General features: G+C 42.5%; 23 protein-coding genes and 1 tRNA gene. 13 read left to right on the forward strand and 11 right to left on the reverse strand.

Annotated features, from left to right (window positions below; all coding sequences use genetic code 11):
* Window positions 1–100 precede the first annotated feature (100 nt).
* From pds to V7K45_RS17195, 4 genes are all read left to right on the forward strand, one after another.
* Window positions 101–1,540 carry a 15-cis-phytoene desaturase gene (gene pds, locus V7K45_RS17180; RefSeq protein ID WP_335005416.1) on the forward strand — a complete coding sequence of 480 codons (1,440 nt, stop codon included), beginning with the start codon at window positions 101–103 and terminating at the stop codon, window positions 1,538–1,540.
* On the forward strand, window positions 1,524–2,456 hold the full coding sequence (gene crtB, locus V7K45_RS17185; protein ID WP_335005418.1) for a 15-cis-phytoene synthase CrtB: 933 nt from the start codon (window positions 1,524–1,526) through the stop codon (window positions 2,454–2,456). The genes pds and crtB overlap by 17 nt, the downstream gene beginning before the upstream one ends.
* Before the next feature lie 112 nt (window positions 2,457–2,568).
* Window positions 2,569–2,660, forward strand: a tRNA-Ser gene (locus tag V7K45_RS17190).
* Window positions 2,661–2,852: 192 nt separating this feature from the next.
* Window positions 2,853–4,175, forward strand: a complete 1,323-nt coding sequence (locus tag V7K45_RS17195) for an ABC transporter substrate-binding protein (protein WP_335005420.1) — start codon at window positions 2,853–2,855, stop codon at window positions 4,173–4,175.
* Window positions 4,176–4,245: 70 nt separating this feature from the next.
* Here the strand turns inward: V7K45_RS17195 and V7K45_RS17200 are convergent, their stop codons facing one another.
* Window positions 4,246–5,067 carry a hypothetical protein gene (locus V7K45_RS17200; RefSeq protein WP_335005423.1) on the reverse strand — a complete coding sequence of 274 codons (822 nt, stop codon included), beginning with the start codon at window positions 5,065–5,067 and terminating at the stop codon, window positions 4,246–4,248.
* Window positions 5,068–5,737: 670 nt separating this feature from the next.
* Between V7K45_RS17200 and V7K45_RS17205 the strand changes: the two genes are divergently transcribed.
* The 3 genes from V7K45_RS17205 to V7K45_RS17215 all read left to right on the forward strand — a co-directional run bounded on the left by V7K45_RS17205 (window position 5,738) and on the right by V7K45_RS17215 (window position 8,421).
* A complete protein-coding gene (locus V7K45_RS17205) occupies window positions 5,738–6,055 on the forward strand; it encodes a hypothetical protein (RefSeq protein ID WP_099102821.1) in 318 nt (105 codons plus the stop codon).
* A gap of 239 nt (window positions 6,056–6,294) precedes the next feature.
* On the forward strand, window positions 6,295–8,022 hold the full coding sequence (locus V7K45_RS17210) for a succinate dehydrogenase/fumarate reductase flavoprotein subunit (protein WP_335005425.1): 1,728 nt from the start codon (window positions 6,295–6,297) through the stop codon (window positions 8,020–8,022).
* Window positions 8,023–8,235: 213 nt separating this feature from the next.
* Window positions 8,236–8,421 (forward strand): DDE transposase family protein, encoded by a 186-nt coding sequence (locus V7K45_RS17215; protein ID WP_335005427.1) that lies wholly within the window; start codon window positions 8,236–8,238, stop codon window positions 8,419–8,421.
* A 78-nt stretch (window positions 8,422–8,499) separates the two neighbouring features.
* Here V7K45_RS17215 and ctpC read toward each other — a convergent pair whose 3' ends face one another.
* The 3 genes from ctpC to V7K45_RS17230 form a co-directional block, all read right to left on the reverse strand.
* A complete protein-coding gene (gene ctpC, locus V7K45_RS17220; RefSeq protein WP_335005430.1) occupies window positions 8,500–9,783 on the reverse strand; it encodes a carboxyl-terminal processing protease CtpC in 1,284 nt (427 codons plus the stop codon).
* A 267-nt stretch (window positions 9,784–10,050) separates the two neighbouring features.
* Window positions 10,051–11,277: a (E)-4-hydroxy-3-methylbut-2-enyl-diphosphate synthase gene (gene ispG / locus V7K45_RS17225; RefSeq protein ID WP_179065930.1), complete on the reverse strand. Its 1,227-nt coding sequence runs from the start codon at window positions 11,275–11,277 to the stop codon at window positions 10,051–10,053.
* A 336-nt stretch (window positions 11,278–11,613) separates the two neighbouring features.
* Complete coding sequence (locus V7K45_RS17230) at window positions 11,614–12,822, reverse strand: pentapeptide repeat-containing protein (RefSeq protein WP_335005432.1); 1,209 nt, start codon at window positions 12,820–12,822, stop codon at window positions 11,614–11,616.
* 23 nt (window positions 12,823–12,845) lie between these two features.
* Here V7K45_RS17230 and V7K45_RS17235 point away from each other — a divergent pair, with 23 nt between their 5' ends.
* Genes V7K45_RS17235 through V7K45_RS17245 form a run of 3 tightly spaced genes read left to right on the forward strand, consistent with a single transcriptional unit; the run spans window position 12,846 to window position 14,557 of the window.
* Window positions 12,846–13,178, forward strand: coding sequence for a hypothetical protein (locus V7K45_RS17235; RefSeq protein ID WP_335005434.1), 333 nt, complete (start codon window positions 12,846–12,848; stop codon window positions 13,176–13,178).
* Window positions 13,175–13,459 (forward strand): type II toxin-antitoxin system RelE/ParE family toxin, encoded by a 285-nt coding sequence (locus V7K45_RS17240; protein WP_335005436.1) that lies wholly within the window; start codon window positions 13,175–13,177, stop codon window positions 13,457–13,459. Before V7K45_RS17235 ends, V7K45_RS17240 begins: the two co-directional genes overlap by 4 nt.
* A gap of 60 nt (window positions 13,460–13,519) precedes the next feature.
* Window positions 13,520–14,557 carry an isochorismatase gene (locus V7K45_RS17245; RefSeq protein WP_335005438.1) on the forward strand — a complete coding sequence of 346 codons (1,038 nt, stop codon included), beginning with the start codon at window positions 13,520–13,522 and terminating at the stop codon, window positions 14,555–14,557.
* Between the two features lie 85 nt (window positions 14,558–14,642).
* Here V7K45_RS17245 and V7K45_RS17250 read toward each other — a convergent pair whose 3' ends face one another.
* Entirely contained in the window at window positions 14,643–15,542 is a 900-nt protein-coding gene (locus tag V7K45_RS17250) for a LysM peptidoglycan-binding domain-containing M23 family metallopeptidase (protein ID WP_335005440.1), read from the reverse strand.
* A gap of 226 nt (window positions 15,543–15,768) precedes the next feature.
* On the opposite strand from V7K45_RS17250, the gene V7K45_RS17255 reads away from it, so the two are divergent.
* Window positions 15,769–16,977, forward strand: coding sequence for an HhoA/HhoB/HtrA family serine endopeptidase (locus V7K45_RS17255; RefSeq protein WP_335005442.1), 1,209 nt, complete (start codon window positions 15,769–15,771; stop codon window positions 16,975–16,977).
* 97 nt (window positions 16,978–17,074) lie between these two features.
* Here the strand turns inward: V7K45_RS17255 and V7K45_RS17260 are convergent, their stop codons facing one another.
* From V7K45_RS17260 to ispD, 3 genes are all read right to left on the reverse strand, one after another.
* A complete protein-coding gene (locus tag V7K45_RS17260) occupies window positions 17,075–17,422 on the reverse strand; it encodes a DUF760 domain-containing protein (RefSeq protein ID WP_094347414.1) in 348 nt (115 codons plus the stop codon).
* Between the two features lie 164 nt (window positions 17,423–17,586).
* Window positions 17,587–18,129 (reverse strand): SMC-Scp complex subunit ScpB, encoded by a 543-nt coding sequence (gene scpB / locus V7K45_RS17265; RefSeq protein ID WP_335005444.1) that lies wholly within the window; start codon window positions 18,127–18,129, stop codon window positions 17,587–17,589.
* A gap of 210 nt (window positions 18,130–18,339) precedes the next feature.
* Window positions 18,340–19,023: a 2-C-methyl-D-erythritol 4-phosphate cytidylyltransferase gene (ispD, locus tag V7K45_RS17270; protein ID WP_335005446.1), complete on the reverse strand. Its 684-nt coding sequence runs from the start codon at window positions 19,021–19,023 to the stop codon at window positions 18,340–18,342.
* A 69-nt stretch (window positions 19,024–19,092) separates the two neighbouring features.
* Here ispD and V7K45_RS17275 point away from each other — a divergent pair, with 69 nt between their 5' ends.
* Window positions 19,093–20,052 carry a glycosyltransferase family 9 protein gene (locus tag V7K45_RS17275; RefSeq protein ID WP_335005448.1) on the forward strand — a complete coding sequence of 320 codons (960 nt, stop codon included), beginning with the start codon at window positions 19,093–19,095 and terminating at the stop codon, window positions 20,050–20,052.
* A 469-nt stretch (window positions 20,053–20,521) separates the two neighbouring features.
* Here V7K45_RS17275 and V7K45_RS17280 read toward each other — a convergent pair whose 3' ends face one another.
* Window positions 20,522–21,250 (reverse strand): class I SAM-dependent methyltransferase, encoded by a 729-nt coding sequence (locus tag V7K45_RS17280; RefSeq protein WP_335005450.1) that lies wholly within the window; start codon window positions 21,248–21,250, stop codon window positions 20,522–20,524.
* Between the two features lie 439 nt (window positions 21,251–21,689).
* Window positions 21,690–22,160 carry a CRR6 family NdhI maturation factor gene (locus tag V7K45_RS17285; protein ID WP_335005623.1) on the reverse strand — a complete coding sequence of 157 codons (471 nt, stop codon included), beginning with the start codon at window positions 22,158–22,160 and terminating at the stop codon, window positions 21,690–21,692.
* 793 nt (window positions 22,161–22,953) lie between these two features.
* Here V7K45_RS17285 and V7K45_RS17290 point away from each other — a divergent pair.
* The gene (locus V7K45_RS17290; protein WP_322710661.1) at window positions 22,954–23,400 is read left to right on the forward strand and encodes a Fur family transcriptional regulator; all 447 of its coding nucleotides are present in this window, start codon (window positions 22,954–22,956) and stop codon (window positions 23,398–23,400) included.
* A 118-nt stretch (window positions 23,401–23,518) separates the two neighbouring features.
* Here the strand turns inward: V7K45_RS17290 and V7K45_RS17295 are convergent, their stop codons facing one another.
* A complete protein-coding gene (locus V7K45_RS17295; protein ID WP_335005456.1) occupies window positions 23,519–26,518 on the reverse strand; it encodes a pentapeptide repeat-containing protein in 3,000 nt (999 codons plus the stop codon).
* Between the last annotated feature and the right edge of the window lie 32 nt (window positions 26,519–26,550).

The raw sequence follows: 26,550 nt of genomic DNA on the forward strand, positions 1-26,550 counted from the left end.
TTGGGGAAGCGATCGCACAATAGCTGCCAAATGTAACGGATTGCAACGTATAATGAGAACGATAAAACGGTTAAGAAATATTGAAGAGCAGTAGGGTTACATGCGAGTAGCGATCGCGGGAGCGGGACTAGCAGGACTTTCCTGCGCGAAATATCTTACAGACGCAGGTCACACACCCATTGTCTTGGAACGTCGAGACGTTCTAGGCGGTAAAGTGGCCGCATGGAAAGATGCTGATGGAGACTGGTACGAAACAGGTCTGCACATCTTCTTTGGCGCATATCCCAATATGTTGCAGTTATTCAAAGAACTGGACATTGAAGATCGATTGCAGTGGAAAGAACACACAATGATCTTCAACCAGCCGGATGCACCAGGTACTTACAGTCGCTTTGATTTCCCAGATTTGCCGGCACCAATTAATGGTATAGTGGCAATTCTGCGAAACAACGACATGCTGACATGGCCAGAAAAAATCCGCTTTGGCATCGGATTATTACCGGCGATGATTCAGGGGCAAAAGTACGTTGAAGAAATGGACAAATATTCCTGGACAGATTGGCTGCGTAAACACAAAATTCCAGAACGGGTCAATAAAGAAGTTTTTATTGCTATGGCCAAGTCGCTGAACTTCATCGGCCCAGATGAAATTTCGGCAACCATTCTTTTAACTGCCCTCAATCGTTTCCTCCAAGAAAAAAAAGGCTCGAAAATGGCCTTTCTGGATGGTTCGCCAACAGAACGATTGTGTCAGCCGATAGTAGATTACATCACCGAACGCGGTGGAGAAGTCCGCTTGAATGCCCCTTTAAAAGAGATTTTGCTAAACGCCGATGGTAGCGTCAAAGGATACTTGATGCGGGGATTGAATGGAAACGAAGATGAAGTTTTCACGGCGGATTTGTATGTATCTGCCATGCCGGTTGACCCTCTGAAGGTGATTTTGCCAGCACCTTGGAAAGAAATGGAGTTTTTCCAAAAGCTAGAAGGGTTGGAAGGCGTACCTGTAATTAACGTGCATTTGTGGTTCGATCGTAAACTTACGCAAATTGATCACTTGCTATTCTCGCGATCGCCCCTCCTAAGCGTTTATGCTGATATGAGCAATACCTGCCGTGAATACGCCAACCCCGAACGCTCGATGCTGGAATTAGTTCTAGCCCCGGCAAAAGATTGGATTGCCAAATCCGATGAGGAGATTGTGGCTGCAACTATTGCCGAGTTAGAAAAACTCTTCCCCGACCACTTTGGGGGAGACAATCCAGCAACATTGCTGAAATCTCATGTGGTGAAAACGCCCCGTTCAGTTTACAAAGCGACCCCTGGTCGTCAACAGTACCGTCCCTCGCAAACAACCCCCATTAGTAACTTCTATCTCTCAGGGGATTACACCATGCAACGCTACCTAGCCAGTATGGAAGGTGCCGTACTTTCTGGTAAGCTGACAGCGCAGGCGATTTCTGAGGCCCTCCCGGTAGCAAATTCCTCAAACCTGCAAACGCTCACCCGACCGCCCGCAACGAATGCTGCAACTGCCTGATTCCCCGCCGCGCATGAAAACGCTGGTCTCTGTAGACGAGTCATACAAACTTTGTCGGCATCTCACAGCAAAGTATGCCAAGACTTTTTACCTGGGTACTTTGCTAATGAGTCCGGTAAAACGTCAATCTATTTGGTCAATTTACGCTTGGTGTCGCCGTACAGATGAATTGGTGGATGGCCCTGCATCTGCTATTACCACGCCAGAAACCCTAGACCTATGGGAACAGCAGCTGGAATCGATTTTTGCGGGGCGTCCATTAGAAAATTACGATGTAGCTTTAGTTGATACCCTCCAGCGCTTTCCGATGGACATTCAACCATTTCGGGATATGATTGCCGGTCAGCGTATGGACTTATATCGCAGTCGTTATGAAACCTTTGAGGATTTATACCTCTACTGTTACCGCGTTGCTGGCACTGTTGGCTTAATGTCAACATCAGTTATGGGTGTGGATAACACCATATATGCAGCACCGTGGCAACATAACAAACAACCTTATGTTCCCACAGAAGAAGCGATCGCTCTCGGAATTGCCAATCAACTCACCAACATCCTGCGGGATGTGGGAGAAGATGCCAAACGGGGACGGATTTATATTCCCCTGGAAGACTTGGCAAAATTCAACTATACCGAGCAAGACTTCTTCAAAGGTGTGGTAGACGATCGCTGGCGGGCATTGATGCGCTTTCAAATTGACCGCGCCCGCCAATTTTACACCACATCCGACCAGGGAATTACTTATTTAGCATCCGATGCCCGTTGGCCTGTGTGGGCAGCATCAATGCTGTACGGTCAAATTTTGGAGGCGATTGAACGCAACGATTACGATGTATTCAGTCAGCGAGCTTTTGTTCCCCAGTGGAAAAAGTTACGCACCTTGCCCATAGCTTGGATGCGATCGCAAGTCCTTTAAAAAATTAGTCATTTGTCCCTAGTCCTTAGTGTTTTATAGATAACCAACGGCAAATGACAAATGACTATTGACTCTTACTGGCAATTCTGGTAACATTGATATTCGTGAGTCAGGAGAGGTGGCTGAGTGGTCGAAAGCGGCAGATTGCTAATCTGTTGTACGGCAGGCAACTCCGTACCGAGGGTTCGAATCCCTCCCTCTCCGTTTTTCGGCTTTTGATACACAGAATATATTCTGTGTAAAAAAGAAATACTAATATCGGCGTAAATATTTCTACTCCTAAAGATGGATGATATGATTTATCATTTGGAGTGCTGATAAGATCCAGCTAAGTTACAAATCTAGTTTGGATCTTATTTTTAGACTCCTAAGTATTTTGAGGAGTGAAAGTAATTTATGAGAAAAATTAGTGCCGCCTTAAGTTTAAGTATAGCTACCCTTGCGGCTGGGTTTCTACTTGGGGCTTGTGGTGATAACAGTAACCCCAACAGCACAGCTAACAACGGAAATACCGCTACCCCAGCGGCAAACTCAACTACTACAAGCAGTGCTAAAGGGCTAAAAATTGGTTCATTGCTACCAACAACAGGCGACTTGGCTTCTGTAGGACAGCAAATGCTAGGTTCCGTACCTTTACTGGTCGATACGGTTAACGCTTGCGGTGGGGTAAATGGCGAACCTGTTACTTTGGTACAAGTAGATGACCAAACCGACCCGAAAGCTGGAGCTGCCGGTATGACCAAACTAGCAACTTTAGATAAAGTGGCAGGTGTCGTTGGCTCCTTTGCCAGTAGCGTTTCTAGTGCAGCAGTCTCCATTGCCACGCCGAATAAAGTTATGCTGGTTTCTCCTGGTAGTACCAGTCCCGTCTTTACCGACAAGGCTCAAAAAGGCGACTATAAAGGCTTTTGGGCACGTACCGCTCCTCCCGATACCTACCAAGCACTAGCTTTAGCCCAACTTGCCAGAAAAAAAGGTTTCAAGCGAGTTTCTACAGTCGTAATTAATAACGACTATGGCGTAGGGTTTGAAAAAGCATTTGTGCAAACTTTTGAAAAATTGGGTGGAACTGTAGTTAATAAAGATAAGCCTGTCCGCTACGATCCAAAAGCTCAAACATTTGATACAGAAGCGTCTGCTGCTTTTGCTGGTAAGCCAGATGCAGTCCTGGCTGTACTCTATGCCGAAACTGGTAGTCTGTTCTTGAAAGCCGCCTATCAGCAAGGTGTAGCGAAGGGAGTACAGATTCTGCTGACAGATGGGGTAAAGTCACCTACTTTTCCCGAACAAGTTGGCAAAGGCGATGATGGTAAATATATTTTAACAGGAGCGATCGGTACAGTACCGGGTTCCGATGGTAAAGCACTAGAAGCTTTCAACAAGCTGTGGAAGGATAAAAAAGGTGGCGCGCCAGGGGAATACGCTCCTCAAGCTTGGGATGCGGCTGCTTTATTAACATTAGCGGCGCAAGCTGCTAAGGAAAATACAGGCGTTGGTATAGCCAGCAAAATCCGAGAAGTTGCTGATGGGCCTGGCACAGAAGTTACTGATGTCTGCGAGGGACTGAAGTTACTTAAAGATGGTAAAAAGATTAACTACCAAGGAGCTAGTGGCAACGTGGATGTTGATGCTAACGGCGATGTCGTCGGTGTATACGATGTTTGGACAGTCGGAGACGATGGCAAAATCAAGGTAATTGACAAAGTTACCCCTAAGTAGAAACTTAGGAGTTAGGAGTGATGAGTTATGAATTTAATCTTAATAACTCCTAATTCCTAACTCCTAATTCTTAAAGCCCACTGAAGTTGTAACCAACTCCTAATAACAAGCCCACATCAGTTTCATCGAAGAATCCAGCATTGATAGCAGCTGTTGCCGTAAATTGAGAAGTTAAAGGCACATCGATGCCACCAGACACCAAAAAGGCAAATTGCGAATCATCACCAGTTTTGTAAGCTGCACCTACTCCGACATAAGGTGCGATCGCTAATGGTTCGCTAAAAGCATCTGCTGATTTGAAGGTAAAATCGTAGGTGATCGGAAGTAGAACTGTGGTGTTGTCCCCAAATATGGCTGAGGGTCGCACTGATATAGAATTTGTCAGTCCGATTTTACTGACTACAGCGAAGTTACCGTCGCCCAAAGATGTGTCACCACCACTCAAACCAATGTTAGCAGCAACGCCCAGATAGCTACTACCACCACTGGTAGTTCTACCTAAATCAATATCCGATTGCGCTACTTTAGTAGCAGATGGTTGAGCAGTAGTTTGAGAAGTCGGTTGTACAGGTTCAGAGGTGAGCGTCGCAGATGAGGTTGCCACTGTGCCTGGAACGGGTATGGGTGTCACACTGGCGTTTTCTTCTATGGCAGCGTTAGGCGATTGCTCTACCTTAGTTAAATTTGTGACTGTAAAAATTTCAGTTGTTTCTGTAGAGAGATTTTGGCTAAACTCGTTGGGAGACGCTACGCTTGCGGAAGGTTCAGTTAATGGCTGATTGCTCAACTTGTTTACTGTTTGGGCGCTTGCAGATAAACCGCTACTCAGGAATGCAAGAGTAGCTATACTTGGCAACCAAAAAACACCTTTACGAAAAAAAATAGTATTCACGTTCACTCCTAAAACAATGTTGCCACGAAAAATAAAGATTTTTGTTGATTTAAGTCAACAAATTCGGGCAATATTCAAAATTTAACATCAAAAAATCGGTTTTTGCATTCTGAACTTTACTTGATTTCTCTAGTTAATATTTACTAACAAAAAATTAAATTTTATAGCAATCCTGAATCACTCATGAGAAACAAGAGACTTCTTGCATAAGTCGGGAAAAGGGAAAGGGGGAAGGGGAAAAGGTTCTGTATTGTCCCCTTCCCCTTTAACCAAAACCTTTTCCCCAAGAGTGCAAAAAGCACTTTTGCAAGAGGTCTAAGATAACCAACGACTTTTACAAGGTCGGGAATTTGTGGGTTGCAATTTTCACAAATTAAATAGAATTGATATATCTATTTAAAATATCCTGAATTTGATAGATGACAAATAGTCTCTTTGCTTAAAATTAAGATAGTGTTTGTTAAGGAGGCGATGCCTACGGCGGGCTGCGCCAACGCGATTGCCATCTCTTCCATAAACGAAAGAAGTTTGTTAGCATAACTGTCTTGCCATTAAAGGCAGCTAGATTGTGAAGTGATATTACAAAGCTTGCAAAAATATTTAGAAATTGCCTACAAGGCAAACATAGTTCTAACGTAGAACCTATTAGGAGAGACTTGAGGCAAATGTGATGAGCGAAAATAATATTCAAAAGTACCGCTTTGTCTGTACCCTGACTTTCGGTGATATCTACGGTCAAATAATTGTTTGGTTGATTACAATTACCCTAAGTTTGGCATCAGCCTTGGCGTTGATGGGTGCCAAGCGGCCCGTGTACGCTTTAGCAACAGCGGGTCTCGTTGTTCTGCTATCGCTACCTTTCTTGTTGTTCGCGTTTGTCACTACCTTGTTAAATCATATTGAAGTCAGTCCTGTAGGGCCAGGAACTAAAATGGAACCCATACCAGGTAATGTCTCTCAGCAACAACCTGTACAAGCAACTAGCTAAAGAGTTTGGAGTTATGAGTAGAGACGCGATTAATCGCGTCTCTACAAGAGTTATGAGTCACTCCATCTGTGCCATAACTCTTTGTTTTTAACTTTTCACTCCTAATTTCAAAATTTGTTACAACCTCCCTGTATAGAAGCAGGGAATTTTTTTGTAGAGATGCTACTGTTACAACCCACTAGCTGATTAATCACGTCTCTACAATAGAACAGCAGTGGTTTGCAATCAGGGAGCTAATTATGCTGGAACACGATGTGATTATTGTCGGGGGCGGATTGGCGGGATGTCGCGCTGCTGTAGAAATTGCCCGCACTGACCCTAGTTTAAATATTGCTGTGGTAGCCAAAACCCACCCAATTCGTTCTCACTCGGTTGCAGCTCAAGGTGGTATGGCTGCATCGCTGAAAAATGTTGATTCCGAAGATAGTTGGGAAGCGCACGCTTTTGATACTGTCAAGGGTTCTGATTACTTGGCAGACCAAGATGCTGTGGCAATTCTCACCCAAGAAGCGCCAGGTGTAGTAATTGACTTGGAACATCTCGGCGTTTTGTTCTCTCGCTTACCCGATGGGCGCATTGCCCAACGAGCTTTTGGCGGACATTCTCACAACCGCACTTGTTACGCTGCTGACAAAACCGGTCACGCGATTTTGCACGAATTGGTTAACAATTTGCGGCGTTATGGGGTGCAAGTTTATGAAGAGTGGTACGTGATGCGTCTCATTTTGGAAGAAAATGAGGCGAAGGGTGTGGTGATGTTCCATCTTATGGATGGACGTATCGAGGTGGTGCGAGCCAAAGCGGTGATGTTTGCCACAGGGGGTTATGGTCGCGTTTATAACACCACCTCCAATGATTACGCTTCTTCGGGTGATGGTTTAGCAATGACTGCGATCGCAGGTTTGCCCCTGGAAGATATGGAATTTGTGCAGTTTCATCCCACTGGTTTATATCCGGTAGGCGTGTTGATTTCGGAAGCAGTACGAGGTGAAGGGGCGTATCTAATTAATAGTGAAGGCGATCGCTTTATGGCGAACTATGCACCCAGTCGGATGGAATTGGCTCCTCGTGATATTACCTCACGAGCGATCGCTTACGAAATTCGCGCTGGACGTGGTATTCATCTCAATGGCAGTGCTGGTGGCCCCTTTGTCTATCTGGATCTGCGCCATCTGGGCAAAGAAAAAATTATGAGTCGCGTTCCCTTTTGCTGGGAAGAAGCACATCGTTTGGTAGGTGTTGATGCAGTAACTCAACCGATGCCAGTCCGTCCGACAATTCACTATTGTATGGGTGGTATCCCAGTTAACACCGATGGTCAAGTTCGTAGTAGTGGCGATGGTTTAGTTGATGCTTTCTTTGCTGCGGGTGAAACATCTTGTGTTTCCGTACATGGTGCAAATCGTTTGGGGAGTAATTCACTATTGGAATGTGTCGTTTATGGTAAAAGAACTGGAGCTGCGATCGCCAAATTTGTGCAAAAACGTAAGTTACCCTCTGTAGATGAGCAACGGTATGTAACAGAAGCCCAGCAACAAATTCAAGCTTTGCTAGAACAACCAGGACAGTACCGCATTAACCAAGTCCGTGAAGCTTTTCAGGATTGTATGACTGAGTACTGCGGTGTTTTCCGCACTGAGGCATTAATGACTGAAGGTTTGCAGAAATTAGAAGAAATACAACAAAAATACCCGCAAATTTATTTAGATGACAAAGGTAGTTGCTGGAATACGGAACTCGTAGAAGCCTTAGAATTGCGAAGTTTGATGGTAGTAGGACAGACTATTTTGGCATCAGCTTTAAATCGTCAAGAAAGTCGTGGCGCTCATTTCCGCGAAGATTATTCTCAGCGAGATGATACAAACTTTCTCAAACACACAATGGCTTACTATTCACCAGCCGGAATTGACATTCAATATCGACCGGTGGCTATTACCATGTTTGAACCAAAAGAGCGGAAGTATTAGTTAAAGGTAAATTTATATGAGAAATCGAGGTGATTACAAAAATTTTGTCCACCTCGATTAAAAATATGAAATGATTAAGTTATTAATCAGAACCTAATTGTTTCTGAACTAATTATACGATTACACTTGTTAAATCCCAGATTCAGCAAATGCAAAGATATTTTCTGTATGCCGTAAAATTCTGACTAGAAAAACAAGATTTTTATTTAAAATATGAGCGATTCACAAACTTGGTATATTGTCAAGCGTTTTGCTGGAAACTGTGAAATTATCCCCAGCGACCAAGTTGGCGACGATAATCTAGAAATTATAGAACAGTGGGGGCCTTTTAGTTCGCAAGAAGAAGCGATCGCTCGTCGGGTTGGACTTATTAGGGCTGGAAAATGCAAACCAGTTTAAGTTAGTAGTTAGAAGTTGACAGTGACGGTCTTTATTACTAACTCCTCACTATTCACTCCTAACTTTATTCCTAACTCTTCATTTTTCTGCTGTAGGTGTGCCCTGAGCAGCAATTTTTTTACCTATCACTTCCACGGCTTTAGCGAATTGAGGATCTTCAAGAGTCGCGAGTTTGTCGCGTTCATGGAGCCATAAATCCTCCATCTGCTTTTTGGTCAAATCCACTTTCACATCTGGCGAAATGCCTTTGTGATTGATATCTGTACCATTGGGAGTATAGTAATGAGCAATTGTTACCGCTAATCCTGAACCATCTTCTAGGGGACGCACCGATTGCACTAGTCCCTTACCAAATGTTTGAGTACCGACCAGAGTAGCACGCTTATTATCTTGCAAAGCCCCTGAGAGGATTTCACTGGCACTAGCGGAACCTTTATCTACCAGCACCACCAACGGTTTATTTGTCAAGGCTTTTCCGTTTGCCTCTTCCTTTTCTGCCTCTCCTTGGCGTTCAACAGTGGAAACAATCTTACCTTTATCTATCCACATCCGGGCAATATCTACGCTGGAGAAAAGTAAGCCGCCTGGATTACCACGCAGATCGAGAATATATCCAGCTACCTTTTTGCTTTCTAAATTTTTGATGGCGGTTTGCATTTCTTTACCAGCATTGGCGCTGAACTGGTTCAAGCGAATGTAACCAAGATTTCCGGCTGGAGTTTTCTTTTCAGAAAACTTAACTGGATGGATTTCAATTCGCGCCCGTGTAATATCAAATTGTTTTATCTGCTTGTCGCGTTGAATAGTCAAGTTGACTTTCGATCCTGCTTCACCCCTAATCAAGGCTACTGCCTGATTAGTATCCATCCCCTTAGTATCTTTGCCGTCAATTTTGAGGATGACATCTTTTGCCAAAACACCAGCTTTAAAGGCTGGTGTATCTTCGATTGGCGCAATTACAACTAATTGCTTGGTTTTTTCATCCTGGCTAATTGTGATGCCAATACCTGTCAATTCTCCAGAGGTATCCACTTGCATATTCTTGAATTCCTCTGGGTTCATAAACCGGGTGTATGGATCATCCAGCTTTTTGAGCATTTCCCGAATGGACTTATATGCATCCTGTGGATTACTGTAGGACTTGCTCAAGTATTCCTTACGAACAGCCTGCCAATCTACCTGATTAAAAGTACCGTCGACATATTGGCGTTGAACAATTTGCCAAACTTCATCTACTAATTCTTTAGGACTTGCTTTAAATAAAGCCTGACCTCGCGAATGAATGCCAAGGCTAGTAACAGCGATCGTGGAGAGTGTAACTGCCGTAGCACCCAAAACAAGCCTACTTTTTGTAATCACCATAATGACAGCTGCGTCAGAGGGAAAATAATATAGTCAGTATGCTCAATCTAACACAGGCTACCACTGTACAGACCGAATATGTATCCTTAATTTAAACAAAATACTTGACAATCCGGCGACCTTAATGATTAAAAGATACAAAGTTTTTGGGTATTGGGGATTGGGGACAAGAGGCAGAGGTGCAGAGGTACAAAGGGGCAGAGGGGAAAAACTTACTGCAACTTCAATTTTTCCCTGCTCCTCTGCTTCCCCTGCCCCTCTGCTCCTTTAAGGTTCTACCCAGCGTTCATCGGCCTTAATCAGGTTAATTAATTCCTCTACACCTTTATCTTCTGGGACTTTTTTAATTTCTTCTCGACCACGATACAAAGAAATATAACCAGGTGTTTTGCCAACATACCCATAGTCGGCATCTGCCATTTCTCCTGGGCCATTGACAATACAACCCATAACTGCGATGTCTAGCCCAGTTAAGTGTTTAGTGGCTTCCCTAACTTTGTGCAGTACTTCCTCTAGATTAAACAAAGTGCGTCCACAGGAAGGACAAGCGACGTATTCCACCATCGTTTTTCGCAATCCCAAAGCTTGGAGAATGCTGTAGCAAACGGGAATTTCTTTTTCTGGTGCTTCTGTCAATGAGACGCGGATTGTATCGCCAATGCCATCAGCAAGTAAGGTTGCAATACCAGCCGTAGATTTAATTCGCCCGTATTCGCCATCACCGGCTTCCGTAACGCCTAAATGTAGGGGGTAATCCATACCCAGTTCATCCATGCGCTTGGCAATGAGGCGATAGGCGGCTACCATCACCGGGACTCGTGAGGCTTTCATGGAAACTACTAAGTTGCGGAAATCCAAAGATTCACAGATGCGGATGAATTCTATGGCCGATTCCACCATTCCTTCGGGGGTGTCACCGTAAGTAAATAGCATTCTCTCAGCAAGAGAACCGTGATTTACGCCAATTCGCATCGATTTTCCTTGATCGCGCAAAGAAACTACTAGAGGTTCTAAGGTTTCGCGGATTTTATCGCCAATTTCGTCAAATTCGCTTTTAGTATATTCAGTTCTATTGATGTTTGGCTTTTCAAACACATACAAGCCCGGATTAATCCGCACTTTCTCTATGTGCTTGGCAACTTCCACGGCGATTTTCAGCCCGTTGTGATGGACATCAGCCACAATTGGCACGTCTTGGTAAGTTTTAATTAATTTTTGTTTAATTTCCCCTAAAGCTTTAGCATGAGCCATACTTGGCACTGTGACGCGGACAATTTCGCAGCCAATTTCGTGCAGACGACGAATACCAGCTACGGAACCATCAATATCAAGAGTGTCTTCGTTAATCATTGACTGCACTACAACGGGGTAGCCGCCGCCAATGGTGACATTTCCCACTTTTACAGGGCGGGTTTTACGCCGCTTGATGGTTGTATCAAAGGTGGCTTGAGGTGATGTGATGCTTGAAGTGTTTACTGTGGGCAGAGTTTGCATAACCTGATTAGGTAAATTTGCTGTAGCTCAAATATCAGATTTAATAAATCTCTGTTTCCCAGATTGCCACAGCTAGTGCTTTTTTGGACAATTAGTATAGAAAAAAATGGAAAATAATACAGGCGAAGAAATAAAGAGCATTTGAGGAGTTTTGCTCATTTGTAAAGATATTTTGCTTAACAATCCTTTTAATTGAGTAGCTGGAGTGCGATCGCGCAGCGTTTTGCAGAAAAGCTTAAGGAAACGATCGCATTCTTACTGTGTCATAAATACTACTAATGCTATGGTAATTCCATGACCCAAACTGCAATAATTTATTAACTATAAAAAAAATTATCATTCATTCTTTATACTACCGTCAGGCATGATTGTATTGTAAAAAATAGCACCCTCAAGGTTTGTATCTTCCAAGTCTGCTTGTTCAAGATTGGCGTAACTGAGATTAGCTTGCTGTAAATTAGCGTTTTTTAAAGAAGTATTCTTCAAGTTAGCATTGCTTAGATTAGCACCAATTAGATTAGCATTATTAAGATTGCGACCTCTCAAGTTGATATTGCTTAGGTCAAAGTTCTGTAGGTCAAAACCTCTTAGATTACATTGAGACTTTGATAAATCGGCACCAGCACCAATGTAGGTTGCGTTAGTTAAATCAATTTCAGGTGGAAAAATTGTCTTTGAACTGTAAATAGTCTTAGACAATTTTGCACTATTCAAGTTAGCACCAGTCAAGTTAGCACCAATGAGATTGGCATATTCTAAGTTGGCATAACTCAGGTTTGCATGACTCAAATCAGCACCACTCAAGTCTTGGTATTCCAGCCATGCTTTACTTAAGTTGGCACTGCTCAAATTGGCACCAGGAGCAATGAAGTATGCTTGAGAAAGTTGTTCAATATCAGCAGGTAAATCTGGATCTGTATATAGAGCATTTTTTAGAATAGTACCACTAAGATTTGCTCCAACTAAAAGAGTACCAATTAAGTTTGCATAACTTAAGTCAGCATTTGTGAGGTCAACACTACTTAAATCCATACCCCTCAAATCGGCATACTGTAAATTGGCACTACTCAAATTGACATTTTTTAATTCAAAATAATAAAAGTGACTGAGGTCAATACGGCTTAAATTAGCTCCACTCAAGTTGGAGTTTATCAGCTCACCATCCGCTAGCGTAGCCTGTCTTAGATCGGCATCACTCAGGTTAACATTGCTCCCACCATTTATCTCTGATGCTCCTTGTAAGTTGGCGCGACTTAGATTACTGTTACTCAGTTCGGCACCATCTAATTGAGCACCATACAATTTAGCATCACTCAGATTGGCATCACTCAGATTGGCATAGATTAGATTGGTATAACTTAGATCGGCTTGATGCAAATTAGTGCTTTGAAGGTTCGCATCATCTAGTTTTGCATGGCTGATATTAGCTCTACTTAGATTCGCACTGCTCAAGTCAATTCCATAGAGATTAGCACGACTAAGGTCAACTCCTGAAAAGTCTCTCTCACCTGCGGCATAGCGTTTGAGTAATTGATCTCGATTCATAAGAGCGATCGCTTCGTTAAGCTTTGCTAACGCTAAATTTATTTAATAATACAAATATACTATTAAGTAAAGAGGATGAGGAGCGATCGCCCCTACCACCAGCTAAATTAGACTTATCACCAAATGCTTTAACGCCCATGCTAGAAAAAACATCTACATTCCAGAAAGCCATAGAAGCAGTAGAAGCATTAGATCCAGAAGCTCAGGCTATTCTTGTAGATATTATCCAAAAGCGCCTCAAGCAACAACGACGGGATGACTTATTAAAAGAAATCGCGCAAGCAGAGAGTGATTATGCTCAAGGTAATGTCCGGCGTGGTTCCGTTGCAGATTTGATGGCGGAGTTAGACGAGTGAAAAATTTGGTTTGGAGTCCGACTTTTGTTCGTGCTTTTAAGCGTGTAGTCAAGAAAAATCCTGAGTTACGTTCTCAAATTGAGCAAATATTACAACAAATCGCTGAAGACCCATTTCAACTCAGTTTACGTAGTCACAAGCTAAAAGGTGATTCATCGGGTAGATACTCATGTTCAATTGATTATCGTAATAGGATTTTATTTAAATTTGTTACAAATCCTGAATCAGGAGAGGAAGAAATTTTTTTGCTAACTTTAGGTTCCCATGATGACGTTTACTAAATTCAGTATTATTTTTAACTAAGTCAAGCCTAATAATTAGAAAATAAGTACAGATTTTAGATGAACACTCAAATAATAACCCAACTACCAATTCCCTCACACTTTAACCCTGAAGAAGTCGGCGAAGTCTGGCGCGTACCTTACCAAGAACGTGCCGCCGAAGCTGAAATCTGGGCAAAACAACACGATATCAAACCAGCATCTTTAGATAAAACTCGTATTTGCCTACTGTTAATTGATGTCCAAAACACCTTCTGCATCCCTGGATTTGAATTATTTGTAGGTGGAAAATCTGGTAATGCGGCGGTAGATGATAACGTCAGATTATGTGAGTTTATCTATCGAAACTTGGGAATAATCACGAAAATTGTACCAACTCTAGATACTCACACAGCAACGCAAATCTTCCATCCCATCTTTTGGGTGAACGCTACGGGAGAACATCCAACTCCAGCAGCGACTAGCATCACACCGGCAGATATTGAAAAAGGTATCTGGAAAGTAAACCCAGCAGTTGCTAACAGTGTTACTAATGGAGATTATGAATTATTAGAAAAACACGCTTACCATTACCTGAAAAAACTTAGTCAAGATGGGAAATATCCCCTCACTGTTTGGCCTTATCATTCTATGTTGGGTGGTATTGGTCATGCTTTAGTTTCATCGGTAGAAGAAGCGATATTTTTCCACGGCATTGCGCGTCAGAGTCAAACGCAATTTGAAATCAAAGGTGAAAATCCTTTAACCGAAAACTATTCCATTTTACGTCCAGAAGTGTTGGAAGATTTTGAACAACGTCCACTTGCTCAAAAAAACACGCGCCTGATTAAACAACTTTTAGAATATGATGCAGTAATTATTGGTGGTCAAGCTAAAAGTCACTGCGTCGCTTGGACAATTGACGATTTATTAACAGAAATTAAACAGGTAGATGCTACCCTTGCCAAAAAAATCTATCTGTTAGAAGATTCCACTTCCCCCGTTGTTGTCCCCGGTGTTGTGGACTACACAGAACAGGCAGATGCAGCATTTAAAAGGTTTACAGAGGCAGGAATGCACATCGTCAAATCTAGCGAAAATATAGCATCTTTTTTTTAACGCAAAGAATCGCATTCGCAAAGCGTCTCGTAGAGAAGGTTTCGCAGAGGAACACAGAGATTTCCTCTGCGTTTCAAAACGAACTTCATTTTTTCAAATAGCTCTTTGGATCTTCTGCTACCCAACCCAGAGATGAGCTAGAACGCACTTCAAAATGGAGATGCGGTTGACTGGAACTTGGTTTTCCACTAGTACCTACTGTTCCTAGTAAGTCTCCTTTTTTTACTTGTTGACCGACAGTAACCTTGATACTGTCAAGCTGGGCGTAGCGGCTTTGGAGTCCGCCACTGTGGTTAATAATGACCAATTTGCCATAAGAACCTTGATCGCTGGCAAAGGCTACAGTTCCAGAGGCGATCGCTTGCACATTAGTACCAACTGGTGCTAATAAGTCAACACCACTGTGAAAGAAAACTTCACCTGTCGCAGGATTAATTTGCCAACCGTAAGCTAATCCTACAGCTGCTACCTGTGCCAAGGGATATCCAGACAAAGATGCACGGTTTGGTGTACCTGCATCAGTAGGTAAAGGGGACTTAGTTACAACGCCATTAGGCGACCAATTCACCCCCGGAACAAACACGATTCTGGGGTTTTGTTGGCAGCCATTCACCTCAAACAGGCTATCAGCACGAACTTTGTATTGTGCCGCCACTTGTCGCCAAGTTTGACCGCGAGGCACTTCGACTACAATCCCATTGTAGGGAGGAATTTGAAGCACACTACCAACGGCGGCAGCTGCACCATTCTGCAAAGCTGGATTCATGCCAATAATAGTTGTCGGAATGAGATTGTAGCGCTGCGCTATGCTCTCCAAAGTTTCGCCACGAACAACTTTATGGCGTTGGAAGCGAGATAGGGCTGGAGTTGAGCAACCACCCACAGCAGCGTTAGCACTGTTTGAGTTTGAGTAGGGCAGTATGCTTACTAGGCCCAAGGCGCTAACTAAGCTACAGAGAAACAGTTGACGAAAGGGTAAAGTCATGTATAAAGGTCAAGAGCGCATTAACTTTAGATTTTAAATGGGAAGAATGGGAATTGGGAAAGCAGGGGAGCAGAGGAGCAAGGGAGCAGGGGGAGATAATTAATGACAAATGACAAATGAAAAATGCCCAATCCCTAATTTCTCTTAAATTGATCTGTCCACTTGCCGTTCGCTTGACTACACTTAGAAATTAGCAACTGCATTGCTGTTCTTGAGCAAAACAATTATGAAGTTATCCTTAAAGCAACTGGCGGTTTATGTGTTTTTACTGGTAATTGGCGGTAGTGCAGGTTTGTTTGGTAGTCGCTATCTCATTCCCCAAAATCGCTCATTCCAACAGCTAAAAAATGTAACAATGGCTTCGCCTCCAGAATCCGTAGTTCCGAATTCTTCCAACGGAGCTATTGGGGCTACTGGTGGCGATAACGTGAATTTTATTGCGACGGCAGTGCAAAAAGTTGGCCCGGCTGTAGTGCGAATTAATGCGACTCGCAAAGTAGCCAATCCTATCTCTGATGCTTTGAAAAATCCCATCTTGCGGCGATTCTTTGGAGAGGATGACCAACCAATTCCTCAAGAACGCATTGAGCGCGGTACAGGATCGGGATTTATCTTGAGCGAAGATGGAGAATTACTCACCAATGCTCATGTAGTAGCAGATACAGATACAGTACAAGTTACCCTTAAAGATGGTCGGAGTCTAGAGGGAAAGGTGGTAGGAGTTGATTCTGTGACAGATGTGGCGGTAGTGAAAATAAAAGCGAATGATTTGCCGACGGTAAAACTGGGCAATTCGCAAAACCTGATCCCAGGACAATGGGCGATCGCTATTGGCAATCCTCTGGGTTTAGATAATACTGTCACTATCGGTATCATCAGCGCTACCGATCGCACTAGTACTCAAGTTGGTGTCCCCGATAAGCGAGTCAGCTTTATCCAAACTGATGCCGCAATTAACCCTGGTAATTCTGGTGGCCCCTTGTTAAACTCTCAAGGCGAGGTGATTGGTATTAACACAGCCATCCGCGCTGATGCTCAAGGACTCGGTTTTGCCATCCCCATTGAAACCGCCGCCCGCATCGCTGATGAACTTTTTACTAAAGGACGTGTAGAACATCCCTTCTTGGGTGTTGAAATGGCAGACCTTTCTCCCATCAGAAAACAGCAGATTAATCAAGAAAATCAGCTAAATATTCAACAGGATGCTGGAATTGTGATTAAAGGAGTCACAGATGATTCCCCAGCCAAGCGTGGAGGACTGCTTCCTGGAGACGTGATTCAAAAAATTAACGGAAAACCGGTCAAAACTTCAGCCCAAGTTCAGAGGCTGGTAGAGTCGAGCAAAGTTGGAGACATAATAGCGATCGAAGTCAATCGCAGCGGTAAAGTTCAAACCTTCAAAGTCCAATCAGGAGCTTATCCTGAAAAGAAGTAGTCAAAATAATTCGTAATTCCTAGAGAGCGTCATTCCGAATTACGAATTAGTGATGATTTGGTCAATATTCCCAGAATCTTTGACTACTGACTATTAATTATTGACCATTAGACAAATGCTCTAACTGCATTCTTTGTTCCATCTGGCGCAGAAAATACCCTGTCATCATGGCCGACGCTAAAAGTCCAGCTAAATTCTCCCGATCTGTTGTGATTTGCACGTTGAAATTTTCTGCCGGGAGCATTCCCACTAGCCCTTGGACATTTTGCGAGATGATTTGTTTAATTTCGGGGCTGGCGGACTGAGCAACCCTAGCTAAAACATCAGGAGACTGATGCTGTAGATATTTGAGTAACTGATTAGGGTATTCCTCAGAGTGGTCGGAAAGAAGTTGATTAGGGTGTTCCTCGGAGTTGTCATTCAAAAAGTCAGGATTAAACACCATTGGCAGTTTTATTTAGCTTAATTGCTAACTCTACTCTAAACCATAGTACAAGAGTAGCGCATTCACCACGGGTATAAGTCTAGAGGAGGGGAATGGGGAATGGGAAATGGGGAATGGGGAATAGTTTACCGTTTATTCTCCTTCTCTTTTTTATTTTTATCGCTCTACTCCCTACTCGCCACTCTCTCTAGTTCTAGTTCTAGTTCTAGTTGTTCTTCCTTCTGGCTAGTGGAAAGTATTTGCGGAAGTTGTTCGATTTGGAAATACTGATGGAATTTTGGGGTTACTTGGAGTGAGTAAGAGCGAGAATCGCTGTCTCGGCGTTTGCGGATGAAACCAAGTTCAACGAGTTCTGGGACGTGCTGATATACTCCTGAACCGCGTAGGTTAATCAAGTCGCTTTGGAGTATCGGACTATTAAGGGCGATCGCTGCCAAAGTTCGCAATGCACCTACACCCAATTCTACTGGTATCATCGTTTGCACTAAGTCATGAAAATCAGACCGGAGTTGCAAACTATAACCATCTGGGGTTTCTACTACCTCTAGGGCACTATCTCGGTGGGCATAGTTGTCCATGAGTTCAATTATGCTTTCTTTGACAGTGGCGCGATCGCACGCGGCATACTCGGCGATTTCGCCGAGCGACAAGGGTTTACCCTTTAAATAGAGAATTGCTTCTATCTTCGTCGCTGTGGCTGTAATCATTTAATCATTAGTCGTTAGTCATTGGTCATTAGTCACTTGTACTGAGCGTAGTCGAAGTATTGGTCATTAGTACATGACAACTAACAATCAACAAGTGTGTGGCATTATATCGTAAATTGTCAAAGTATTTTTTAAAACTTTCAAATTTTGTATGGGGATTAGTGGAGGAGGTGACAGGTTACAGGAAATAATCTGTAACCTATTCCCTTCTCAAAAGCCTCTACTTGTGAGAATAAATTCTGCGATCGCTAAATCTTGTGGAGTGGTCACTTTTAAATTTGTCTCCTCTCCTTCGACAATTCGGACTTCGATGCCGCACTTTTCAAATAAGGCGGCGTCGTCAGTTACTTCCCAACCTTGACGAACTCCTTCAGCATGGCACTGTTTCAACAACTTGACATCAAATCCTTGGGGAGTTTGTGCCGCCCATAGTTGTCGTCTGTCGGGTGTCTCTTGAATTATGCCTTGTTCATCAACAACTTTGATGGTGTCTTTGACCGGTACGCCAGCTATTAAACCGGGACAGTGGCGAATGGCCTCAGCACAAGAGTTAAATAAATCTGGTGTGGCCAGGCATCTAGCACCATCGTGAATCAACACTTGTTCTGCGGCTATTGGCAGAGATTGCAAGCCATTGTAAACAGATTCTTGGCGGGTGGAGCCACCTTGAATTAATTCTACTGGTTTAGTCAGCTTCAGATTGGCGAGAATTGCATTGAACTCTGGCCAATCGTTAGACTGAGAAATAATCCCGATCCAACTGATTGCACTGGCGGCTTCTGCGGCTAATAAAGTCCAAGCAATAATTGGTTGCGATCGCACGACTAGCAGGAGTTTATTGCGGTTACTACCCATTCTTTTTCCGATTCCCGCAGCTGGAATTAGTAAATACACAGAATTCCTCAATCTTTAAGCTATATATTTTCCCCTAAAATAGGGAGCGAGTAAGCGTCAATAAATATTATGCGAGTAGTAGCCCTTGTACCTGGCGGAATTGGCGACCAAGTTCTCTTCTTTCCGACTCTAGATGACCTGAAGCGCCATTACCCTAACGCTCAGATAGATGTCTTTGTTGAACCCCGGTCAAAGGCTGCCTACCGAGTGAGCAAGTCAGTTCACGAGGTGCTGAACTTTGATTTTAATGACCGTAACAGTCTGGCAGATTGGGGTAATTTAGTGGGAAGTATTCGCGATCGCGAATACGATGTTGCCATTGCTGTTAAGCAAAATTGGTTGGTAGGTCTTTTACTCTGGTTGACGGGAATTCCTATACGTATTGGCTATCAAGGCAAAGGATCGGGTTTTCTTACCCATGCTGTGCCTTTTAAATCATCCCAGTATGTGGCAGAAGTTTATCACGACTTGCTGCAACCGTTGGAAATAAATAGCCCTGTCCCAGAGTTAGCAGTAAATGTACCAAAACCAGATATTGAATGGGCACAAAAGGAACAAAAACGTTTAGGGGTTCATGAAACAGGCTATATCTTGATTCATGGGGGTTCTGGCCAGTTATCCCAGGCTAAAGAACTGGATAAAATCTACCCTGTCGAGAATTGGCAGCAAATTATTCAAGCCTTCCAACAAAAGCAGCCGGATTTACCTGTGGTTGTTATTAAGGGGCTTGATGATGAGCAGTTCGTGCGATCGCTTCTGGAGTCTTCTCCAGATATCAAGGTGACTGCCCCAGATGATATTGGTAAGTTAACTGCCATAATTGCTGGGGCAAATTTGATGTTATCGACTGATAGCGCGGCACTACAACTAAGTGTTGCAGTTCAAACCTATACCATTGCCATCTTTGGACCCAGCGATCCAGCTAAGTTGTTGCCGAAAAACGATAAATTCCTAGCTATTGAATCCCTTACGGGAAAAACGGCGGATATTTCACCAAACGCAGTTTTAGAGAAAATTTGGGGTGGCTAAACCAGTAGTTTTCCTAAACTTTGATACCTAGAACAGACAGTAAGCCTCAAAACCTCTCTCCTGGAAAGAGAGAGGTAAATATATATTGCATAAAAATAGACTTCTTGGCATTTGTCGAGAAAAGGGGAAGGTGGGGTCCCCTCTGGGGATAAGGGGCAAGGGGAAGGGGAAAAGGTTCTGTATTGTCCCTTTCCCCTTTAACCAAAACCTTTTCCCCAAGAGTGCAAAAAGCACAAATGCCAAGAGGTCTAATGAAAAGCTCTATAATTTATCACTCAGCCGTTGTCACAAGTTGGGAACGGCTTTCAGTTTTTATTTAGATAAATTTATCTCTAGCGGGTTATACCACAATACCGTTGAGTTAAACCCAAAATCTTTAGAGATGCGTTAGCCCAGGAAGATGAAGTACAATTTCGCATCTCTACAGATCGAGGTCAAATCCCTCATCTAAAATCCAAAATGGTATTAATTAGAGGCAAGCAATAAATGTCCAGCTTGCCATATATGTTCCAACAAATATACTGGGATAATCAGCACTACTATCGGAAACAAACCAGTCAGGAGTGGCTTTCTGCTGTCTAACCCTCTTTTCCAAACCAATTTGTAAAGATATATTTTCGTGAACAATTTTTGCATTAGCAATTTCTAGCATTTTTTCTATTGACTTTTGTAGCCACTCTGCTCGAACAAACAAACTGTGAGATGGATGATCGCCGTAGCAAAAAGGTACAATGAGAACAAGATATCCTTTGTCGTTAAGTATTTTATTTAGACAAAATTGAATAATTTCTTGATCGTCTTTTTTTTCTTGGGTCTCTTTGTTAATGCTGTGAAATAACAAACCCGCTAGCACGACTGCATCAAATTTTTTATTCTCTTCAACAAGTTCAGACAGGAAAAGCGATAAATCTTTGGTAACAAAGTTTCTATCAGGGTAGAGTTTTAAACATTGTTCAATAGCCAATTCACTGTGATCGACTCCTAGATAGTCACATCGAGCCGGAAGATATTTGCTTAAAGCCCCATTACCGCATCCTAAATCTAATAATGAGAATGAGTTTTCTGGAAAAGTGTTACTTAAAAAACCACCTGTAGGTGTATATCGGGTGAGATTTTCCGGGGCTTCAAAGTAAGAATAATAGTCATCTTGGAAACGTTCTTCTTCAGATGTTGCACGCTCAGGTACTAAATTTTTCATTCTAAAACCCTCATTTTCTCAAGCTTGTTTGATTACAAAATTGCTCTTTCAGGATCTTGCTAACTACTGAAAACGCTTTAACGGAAGAGTATAAAATAAAACCTGTTTCTATACTGTATAAGAAGCAGGTTTCTATTCTCAGCATATTTGCTATGGTTAATTTAAAAAATATCTTTTTAGATAGATAAAAATTTCATCCTTAGAGAATATTTTAAATATCGCAAAGTATACTATGGCTCAATACGATTCAGTTAAGTTTTTGGTATTGATTTTGGCAAATAAAGGCGCGAAATTATATTTCGTGTCAGTCAATGCGCTAACGCTTCTCTACAAAAGATTTAGGGCTTAACTGAACGATGTTGCAATATCAGAATAACTTCACACAGTCCATTAAAACAAAGAAAATTTTTTCAAAATTCTTCCATCACCTATTAGCTATTTAGAATATTTCAAAAAAAGCATCATCTAATTCATAACCTAAAATTTGCGCCATAGACTTTAGGCGCGAGAGGCTGGGTATGTTTTGTTGTTTAAGCCAATCACCTAAAATAAAGATTTTGTGCATCAAAAATATCTCTAAGGCTTCAGGATTGTACTGAATACCTTCTTGAGAACTAAACTGGTGCGGTACAAGCATGGCGGCATAACGGGCAAATTCCCCAGCTTTCCAATCTAGTAAAAATGGCAACCAGGGATATTTGGCATCTAGACGCACAAACCACAGGCGCACCTCTGGAATTTCTGAGAGTTCCCGTGGATCGCCAGGCTGGAGATCGTAATTGACATCAAAGCGTAGCTGCTGTTCGTGGGATGCAACCCCATCTTGCAGCATTTTTTCAATCACCGTTGATGCAGGGGATAGATCCAGATTGTTAATGAAGTCATTATTGAGTGCGATCGCAATTGTCATTGATTTAGCAGCCACTTTCTTGATGCTCAACTGTAGGATCGAGAATATACAGTAGCAGCTTTCAGGGATTGACGCTACATTGACTTTGGATCGCACAAAGTCTTTTTCATAAATCAATTAGTATTTACTGATACTTTTTGCTGATAATTTCGTCAACCCATACAAGGTTTAAACACAAGTCTGACCTTGCTCAAATTTATTTGATACTTTTGCTTAAATTTTCGCTGATTATAACAAATATACATCCATAGACCTCTTGGCATTTGTGCTTTTTGCACTCTTGGGGAAAGGGGTAAAGGTTAAAGGGGAAGGGGATAATACAGAACCTTTTCCCAACTTATGCAAGAAGTCTCATTAATAGCCTTGATATGAGCCACTACCGATTGCTGCGGTAAATACTCGCCTACGCGACTCACTTCACCGATATTTACTAAAATTAAATGTTACTTTTATCATTGATATAATTACTTGCATCTAATTAAATAATTACTACACGATTAATATGGTACGCCATTAGAATCAGCTTCCTTGGACAAGGCAATGGCTGCCCCAAGGTGGACATTTACAGCAAATTTAAGTTAAAGTTGTAATGAGTTTGTTTTAGATTAAGGTCTGACAAAGTAGCCGTCAACAAGCGAAAAAAATCATAATCGCCACACCTGTCACTTTCACAGCATCAAAAGCCAAAACATAAGTACAGGTGAGACAGCGGTGTGCAATATCATTGCATATATTAAATAACCAATAAACATTTAGACGGGAAAATTCCCTCCAACAGTTAACAAGCTGTAATATGCAAAAACAAACAATTACTACAAGACCAATTCGTTCTTTAGAAGATGCACTTGAGCGCTGTCAAATCCTGGGTATGCGCGTCAGTCGTCAGCGTCGCTTTATTCTGGAATTACTTTGGCAAGCAAATGAACATCTTGCTGCAAGAGAGATTTACGATCGCTTGAACCAACAAGGCAAAGAGATCGGTCATACCTCTGTTTATCAAAATTTAGAAGCATTATCCAGTCAAGGCATCATTGAGTGTATTGAACGCTGCGATGGGCGTTTGTACGGCAACATTAGTGACTCTCACAGTCATATAAACTGTGTGGATACAAATCAAATTCTTGATGTTCATGTGGAACTACCAGAAGATTTGATTCGTAAAATTGAAGAAGAAACAGGAGTGCGGATTACTGACTACAGTATTAACTTTTTTGGCTACCGCAATCCGGAGGAGGGGTAGGGAGCAGGGGAGCAGGGGAGCAGGGGAGGCAGGGGAAGATGAGGGAGTGAGGGAAAAGAATTAATAACTAATGACCAATGACCAATCCCCCATGCCCATTCCCTATTGCGCAATCGAATTAATTACCAAAAACTGTCTCATCATCGACATCATCATCATCTAAATCTACTGACAAAATTGCGCCTTCACAGCTTTCAATTAGTCCGATGGCAGGGGTTTTGTTCCAATTAACGTTTGTGTTTGGCGTGATTTTTACGGTATTTAAGAAGGGCTGCTGCGATCGCAAATGTTTCAGTTTTTGGAACAACTCTTTAGAGAACAAAGCACCATTATCAGCGGCCAATTTTTTGTCAGTCGCAGCAAGGATGGCGTCAAATAAGCAGGCGTTGGTGAGATCGGCAGAATTAAGATTTGTCCCCATCAGGTTTGCCTGTTGCAGGTTTGCGCCTGTGAGATTTGCCTGTTGTAGGTTTGCGCCTGCGAGGTTTGCATATTGTAAGTTCGCGCCTGTGAGGTTAGCTTGTTGCAAATTGGCTCCAGCCAAATTCGCACCTGTTAACTCCGCATTAGATAAATTTGTTTGCTCAAGATTTACCCCAGTTAACATTACTTGCGATAAGGAGGCTCCCGATAAATTGAGTCCAGACAGAGACTTAATTCGGGTTGCAAAAGCGCTTTTATGCAAAACCATTGTCCTAGCAATTAGCACACTCAGCACCTCTGGATTGAATTCTGTCAAATTGACTGGATTCCCACAAGGCCAAAATGGAACTTTTGTTTCTCGGTAGCAAGCACAAAGCAATAAAAATACATTCAGTCCCACCGCAGCATTCACCTGTTCAACATTCACAGGGTTTTGCAGAGCGTGAAAATTAGTCAAAGCGTTGTGGGCTATCCCCTGATCTAACCAACATCCTTGACAGTAAGCACGCCAGAAAGATAAAAGACGTTGAAACAAAACTTCAAACGAAAATTTCTGCTTTTGCTGGCGACGCAATCCGGCGATCGCTAGTTCTTCAATTTCTTGGCTAAGTATCCCGTAACCTAGTAAATTATAAATATTCTGGGCTACGCTACTGGGATCGAGTACAAAAGTGGGCGTGCCATAAGCCTCATCTTGGTACTGAGTCAGAAGTTTAAGTTGGGCAGCAATAGCATCTGCACAAAGAGATTCTCCTAACTTGAGATGCGAAAACTCAATTAAACTACTTTTCGCTGCGCTTTCGCCTGAGCTTTCTACATCCCAAGTTTTAAAATAAAACGCTGGTAAAGTATTAAATTCACCAGTTAGATTAATTTGATGACGTTGCGAGTGTAAAATTTTGAGAGCGATCGCTTGCATCTGCTCGAGTAAATCTTGGGGATGACGATCGGCGAGTAGATTAGCGATCGCTTCTGGAGTCCGATGAATATGAGCTGTACCCGAACGCAGTAACATCGTCTTGATTCCACCAATTAGCGGATAACCCAACAACCATCGACTCAGACGATGATGAATTTCCCATAACAGAAAAGACTTTTGGGTATTAGCTGCTAACTGTAATAGTTCATCATCTAGCAATCCCTCGCGGTGCAAGAGGCCCAACAAATGCAGCATTAAGGGTTGACGGATAAGGGGAGGTAATTCGCTTAACTTTGATTGGCTAGCAAATAACCCTGCCTGTTTTAATAATGTAAAGAAATTTTGAGCAATGGGTAATGATTGCACTTTTGCCCACTGTTGAAACCATTGCTTGAATTCGTCTACATCCAATGGCTGAATAATAATTCGCTTCAACAATAGCGGTAGTTCCGAGACGATTTCTGGTAAAGTCGTTGAGCGACTTGTCAACACAATTTTGTGGCGGTGCTGAGATTGAAGGTTCAGTAATTGCTGAATAAAAATTGCTTGTGCCCTGATACCCTGAGCAGAATGGGGCAATTCATCCAAACCATCCAGCAGCAACAGACAAGGGAGATTTTCTTGCTCTAACCAAGTTGAAAGATTAACACCAAAGGCAGAATTTAGAGTTTCGATTAAAGTTTTACCATATTTTACATCTCGCAACCTAATTACTATAGGCATCCAAGTAGGGTACAATTCCTGTGCTACCTGTGCTGCCCAAAGTTGGCAAAAACTAGTTTTTCCATAACCAGGTTCTGACTCAATGACAGCGATCGTTTCTAAATCAGTAAGCTGTTGCTGCGCCCATATTTTTAAATCAACTGGTTTAACAGCTTTTTTATCTTGCTCAGAAATATTTTCCTCTATTGGTAAGCCCTTTTGTGGCACATAGATATCCTTAAGCGCAAAGGATTCCATTAGCAAAGGGATACTGAGGTTTTTAATCAAACTTGCACGGTAATGTTCTCGGTGCAAATCGATTTTTTCACTGACTGTAGAACCAACTTCTGGGGTAATGAAACTGGGAGATAATGAAATCCCCAAACGGAAAAATTTTTGCAGTTGGGCTAAAGGTGCAGCATTACCCGTGACGACTACTAATATGTCACCAGGAAGTGAGTTGATTAAACGCTGCGTTAGAAGTTTAGCTTCCGGTTCCTCTGCACCATTGGCGACTAACCAAGCGATAGCAGCGTTATTTATTTGTTGCACCAGCAATGAATCTGCAACCGAAGACAGTGCTTGTTCAGCTTGAGTATCAGTCAATTTACCTGGGCTGAGAGTTTTTAGCAATCCTTGTAGTTGCGGATCTTCGAGAATGAATTTACCCACATCCTCTTTAAGTATGTGTGCTTGTATGGGTATAATTGCCCGGTCTAACCACGGTTTTTGTAGGCTTGCTTCCTGCTCTAGAATTGCTTGCAAAGCTTGGAGATAGGCAATTTGAAACGCTAGCCATGTCCCTTCGTTACGTTTTAACGGTTTTTTTTGGCTGAGGCTACGCAACAGTTTTTCTGTCAGCTGGGAAATGACACTGATTTCTTCCCAAACAATACTTAAGGGCAGTTCTAAAACCTCTACCAAGGTACATATATCAAAAGGCATCAGGCTTTTGAGTTCCATATCCTGAACAATCCGGTAGGCAATACCTGCCAATTGCCCCTCAGAAAACCCTCTGATTTGATTGATTGCGATATGGCGTTCTGCCAACCAGTGCCGAATACTCAGGTTCATTTAATCACACAGTGAAAGCTGTTTATGGCAAT

The sequence above is a fragment of the Nostoc sp. genome (assembly GCF_036917375.1).
Lineage (GTDB): Bacteria > Cyanobacteriota > Cyanobacteriia > Cyanobacteriales > Nostocaceae > Nostoc.